At 38.9% G+C, this 4,691-nt stretch carries 5 protein-coding genes; 4 read left to right on the top strand and 1 reads right to left on the bottom strand.

Translation table 11 applies throughout. The features are described 5' to 3' along the window. Window positions 1–72: 72 nt before the first annotated feature. From BAZSYMA_RS08175 to BAZSYMA_RS08160, 4 genes are all read left to right on the top strand, one after another. Window positions 73–1,509, top strand: coding sequence for an ATP-binding protein (locus tag BAZSYMA_RS08175; protein WP_090717786.1), 1,437 nt, complete (start codon window positions 73–75; stop codon window positions 1,507–1,509). 128 nt (window positions 1,510–1,637) lie between these two features. Continuing rightward, window positions 1,638–2,810, top strand: coding sequence for an ADP-forming succinate--CoA ligase subunit beta (gene sucC / locus BAZSYMA_RS08170; protein WP_090717782.1), 1,173 nt, complete (start codon window positions 1,638–1,640; stop codon window positions 2,808–2,810). Then, window positions 2,807–3,676, top strand: a complete 870-nt coding sequence (gene sucD, locus BAZSYMA_RS08165) for a succinate--CoA ligase subunit alpha (RefSeq protein ID WP_090717779.1) — start codon at window positions 2,807–2,809, stop codon at window positions 3,674–3,676. Before sucC ends, sucD begins: the two co-directional genes overlap by 4 nt. Then, a complete protein-coding gene (locus tag BAZSYMA_RS08160) occupies window positions 3,673–4,440 on the top strand; it encodes a hypothetical protein (RefSeq protein ID WP_090717777.1) in 768 nt (255 codons plus the stop codon). Before sucD ends, BAZSYMA_RS08160 begins: the two co-directional genes overlap by 4 nt. Before the next feature lie 14 nt (window positions 4,441–4,454). On the opposite strand, the gene BAZSYMA_RS08155 is transcribed toward BAZSYMA_RS08160, so the two are convergent. Further along, a complete protein-coding gene (locus tag BAZSYMA_RS08155; protein WP_090717775.1) occupies window positions 4,455–4,691 on the bottom strand; it encodes a thioredoxin family protein in 237 nt (78 codons plus the stop codon).

Here is a 4,691-nt window from a genome sequence, read left to right as displayed (position 1 = left end):
TAACCACAAATGATTTAAGACTGCTCTTGCTTGAAAAAGATTTAATGGAGGTGTGATTTAAAAATAAAGATTATGGGAAAACAAAGAGATACAGAATTAATAAATATACTTCTAAATGATAAAGAAAACGAGCTTTTAGAATTTAAGAGCAATAACACCAATCCTAAGGTAATCGGTAAATTATGTTCAGTATTATCCAACTCTGCTCGTATTCTTAACAAAGATTATGCATATATCTTATGGGGGATTTCTGACGATGGTTGTATTATCGGCACTGATTTTAATCCTAACAATAAAAGCATAACAAAATTCAAATTATCTCAAGCATTAAGTCCTTCTATACATTGTGATTTTAGATTAGTTACACACCAAGATGACAATATTGTGATATTGGAAATCCCTGCAACAACCATAACACCAATTGAGTTTAATGGAACGGCCTATGTAAGAATTGGTAGCGCAACACCTAAATTATCAGGTCATCTTGATAAGATGCAAATACTGATGAAAAATTTGCAGACCTATACTTGGGAACATGAGGTCGCAAAACAGTTTTTAACTGCTGATGAAGTGTTAAATTATCTTGCTTACAAGGTTTATTTTAAATTGATCAGCCAAGCCTCACCCCAAAGTATTGATGAAATATTGCAATATCTTGAGAGGGATAATATTGTTGAAAAAGATATAGGCAATAAATGGAATATTCTTAATCTGGGTGCATTATTGCTAGCCAATGATTTAAATGACTTTGGTGTATCTATTGCAAGAAAAGGGGTGCGCTTTATTGCTTACAATGGCGATAATAAAGCAGAGGTTGTTAGCCATAGAAAAGATGGCTTAAAGGGTTACGCAATCGCCCTTGAAGGCTTGGTTACCTATATTAACAATTTACTACCAAATAGTGAAACCATTGGAGAAGTTTATCGTCAAACCAACGCACCTTTTCCAAAAATAGCAATTAGAGAAATTATTGCAAATGCATTAATTCATCAGGATATGACTATTACAGGTGCTGGACCTCAAGTTGAATTATTCAATAATCGTTTAGAAGTTACCAATCCAGGGGAATCGTTAAACCCTATTGAAAGAATAATTGACTTACCGCCTAAATCAAGAAATGAAGGATTGGCAGGACTTATGAGACGTATGAGACTTTGCGAGGAACAAGGAAGCGGTGTGGATAAGGTCATTTTTAGTGTAGAAGAAGCTCAATTACCTGCACCAATATTTAGGACGCATGGTAACTCTACACAAGTGATTTTGTATGCCTATAGGTCATTTGCAGATTTAACAATAGAAGAAAGAACTAGAGCTTGTTATCAACATGCAGTCATCAAATACATTAGTGGCATGAAATTAAAGAATTCTAGCTTATGTACTAGATTTGGCATTAAAAAAGGCAATGAATCTCAGGTCAGCAAAGTGATTAAAAATGCCTTATCAAAAGGGTTAATAAAAATTGCTGATACAGAAAGCCCTAGAAGTGGATATCACCCATTTTGGGCATGATATTTTCTTGACTGGCTCTTAATTTTACCAAAAATATTATACATTTAAACTTAAAAAAACATTATAAATCAGTTATTTATATTAATATAGTTTTCTTGACTGGCTCTTGACTTGATTACAAAAAAATTATGCATATACACGAATACCAAGCAAAAACATTATTTAACCAATTTAGCATTAAAACCCCCAAAGGGGTTTTAGTTTCAACTGTAGAACAATTAAGCAAAGCATGCTCAGAATTAGGTGGCAGCGTTTGGGTGGTAAAAGCACAGGTTCATACGGGTGGACGGGGCAAAGGGGGTGGGGTGATTTTGTGTCATTCAATGGCAGAGGTGGCGCATGTAGCAGAACAATTACTGGGCACACAGTTGGTTACGCCACAAACCGACGCTAAGGGTTTACCGATTAACCAATTGTTGATTGAAGCGGGGCAAAATATTGAGCGTGAATTGTATTTGGGTTTGTTAGTGGATAGGCAAACGCAAAAAATAACTGTTTTGGCTTCTACCGAAGGTGGCATGGATATTGAAAAAGTTGCCAGTGAAACGCCTGATAAGATTATTAAATTTGGCGTTGACCCGCTTGGAACACTAAGCTCGCAAGATTGTGATTCTATCGCCCAGCAACTTAATCTTACAGATACATTAGCTAAGCAATTCAACCAAACCTTGCTGAGTTTGTACGAAATTTTTACCACTAAAGATGTGAGTTTAATTGAGATTAATCCACTGATCGTTACAGCGGAAAACACCTTATTAGCACTTGATGGCAAGATTGATTTTGATGATAATGCCTTATATCGCCACGAAGATATCCTGCAGTTGCGTGACACTTCTCAAGAAGATGAAAAGGAAAAAAAAGCCAGCGAACATCAACTCAATTATATTTCACTAGATGGCACCATTGGCTGCATGGTCAATGGTGCAGGGCTGGCAATGGCAACAATGGATTTGATTGAACATCATGGTGGCTCTCCTGCTAACTTCTTAGATGTAGGCGGGGGCACAACAGCACAGCGGGTTGCTAAGGCGTTTGAGTTGATCCAAACTGAGGCAAATGTAAGCGGTATCTTGGTGAATATTTTTGGTGGTATTGTGCGTTGTGATTTAATTGCACAAGGTATTTTGCAAGCCATTGAAAAGGTGGGATTGAGCCTGCCTATTGTCGTACGCTTGGAAGGCACAAATGCTGCACAAGGATTAGCATTATTAAGTAGGTCTAAATATAATATCTATACTGAGGCAGACTTAACTCAAGCTGCTATCAAAATTGTGGCATTATCTCAGGAGCAGTCAAAATGAGTGTACTGATTAATAAAAACACCAAGGTAATTACTCAGGGTTTTACTGGCAAACAAGGCACATTTCATTCAGAGCAGTCTATTGCTTACGGCACACAGTTTGTTGGTGGTGTAACCCCTGGCAAAGGTGGACAAACACACTTAAACTTACCGGTGTTTAACTCAGTTATTGAGGTGATGAATGAAACAGGTGCCAATGCCACGATGATTTATGTGCCGCCGCGTTTTGCCTATGCTTCAATTGTTGAAGCAATTGAAGCACAAATGCCTGTGATCGCTTGTATCACTGAAGGTATTCCAGTGCAAGATATGCTTAAGGTTAAAGCGATTTTAAAAGATTCAAACTCAACCTTGATTGGTCCAAACTGCCCCGGTGTCATTACCCCTGATGAGTGCAAATTGGGTATTATGCCGGGCAATATTCACCAAGTTGGTAGTGTTGGTGTGGTCTCTCGTTCGGGGACACTCACCTACGAAGCCGTACATCAAACCACTCAAGCTGGACTTGGCCAAAGCACTTGTATTGGTATTGGTGGCGACCCTATTAGTGGAATGAGCTTCATTGATTGTTTGGCATTATTTGAAGCCGATGAACAAACTGAGTCTATCATTATGGTTGGCGAGATTGGAGGCTCAGCTGAAGAAGAAGCGGCAGAATACATTCAATCCAATGTGTCAAAACCTGTGGTGTCTTATATTGCAGGACTCACCGCACCAAAAGGCAAGCGCATGGGTCATGCGGGTGCAGTAATTAGTGGTGGCTCGGGCAAGGCAGAAGATAAAATCAAAGCCCTAAAAAATGCAGGCGTGGCTATTTCGCCAACTCCTGCAACTATGGGTAAAACTTTGTTAGGTATTTTAAAATGAAAAAACCCATTATTGTCTTAGGTATCGGCGAATTAGGTAGCGTATTTGCACGCGCCTTTTTAAAAAATAACTACCCTGTTTACCCCATCACCAGAACCACTGATATTGACGAGTTGCGCTCGTCGATTGACCCTGAATTTATCTTGGTTTGTACCGGAGAAGGAGATTTACAATCAGCCCTAAAATCTATTCCTAATGCATGGAAAGACCGCGTGGCAATGATGCAAAATGAGTTGTTGCCACGCGATTGGGCGACACACAATTTTATTGACCCAACAGTGATTTCAGTGTGGTTTGAAAAGAAGAAGGGCATGGATTCTAAGGTGTTGATTTCCTCACCGGTATTTGGAGCTAAAGCGCAAATTTTGGTGGCATCATTGGCACTGATTGATATTCCAGCACATGCTGTTGCTAACGACAAAGAGCTGCTGTTTGAGTTGGTACTAAAAAATCTCTATATTCTAACGACTAATATCGCAGGCTTGGCAATTGAAACGGGCAGTACAGTTGAGGGCCTGCGTAATAATCATCTCAAGCTAATGCGCAATGTATCAAGCGATATTTTAAAACTACAAAGCGCACTCACTGGCAAAATTTTTGTTGAGGATGAGTTAGAAAAAGGCATGCTGCTCGCCTTTGAAGGTGATTTGTCACACCAATGTATGGGTAGGTCAGCCCCTCAAAGGCTAAAACGAACACTAAAACTCGCAAGTGAATTGCAACTTAATATGCCACACTTACAAAAAATCAAAAACAAGCTTTAAATACTCAGGCGAATTCAACCCATAAGTGAAAACCCACGCATTTCTTCAATAAACTTCTGCCCCATAAAAAAGACTTGCACCACAGGCAAAGAAAACACACCACGCTGTGCACAAATCTCTTGCAACTGCTCGCAATCAATATAGACCCTTTCCAAGTTTGGAAATTTATCTGAAAATTTTTCATCAATCTGCGGTTTAATGGTTTGGCACACACCACAATTCTTACCACCAAAAAGAACGAGTAATACCAT

The sequence above is a fragment of the Bathymodiolus azoricus thioautotrophic gill symbiont genome (assembly GCF_001298715.1).
Classification (GTDB): Bacteria; Pseudomonadota; Gammaproteobacteria; order PS1; family Pseudothioglobaceae; genus Thiodubiliella.
This window is presented reverse-complemented; position numbering and strand designations above follow the sequence as displayed.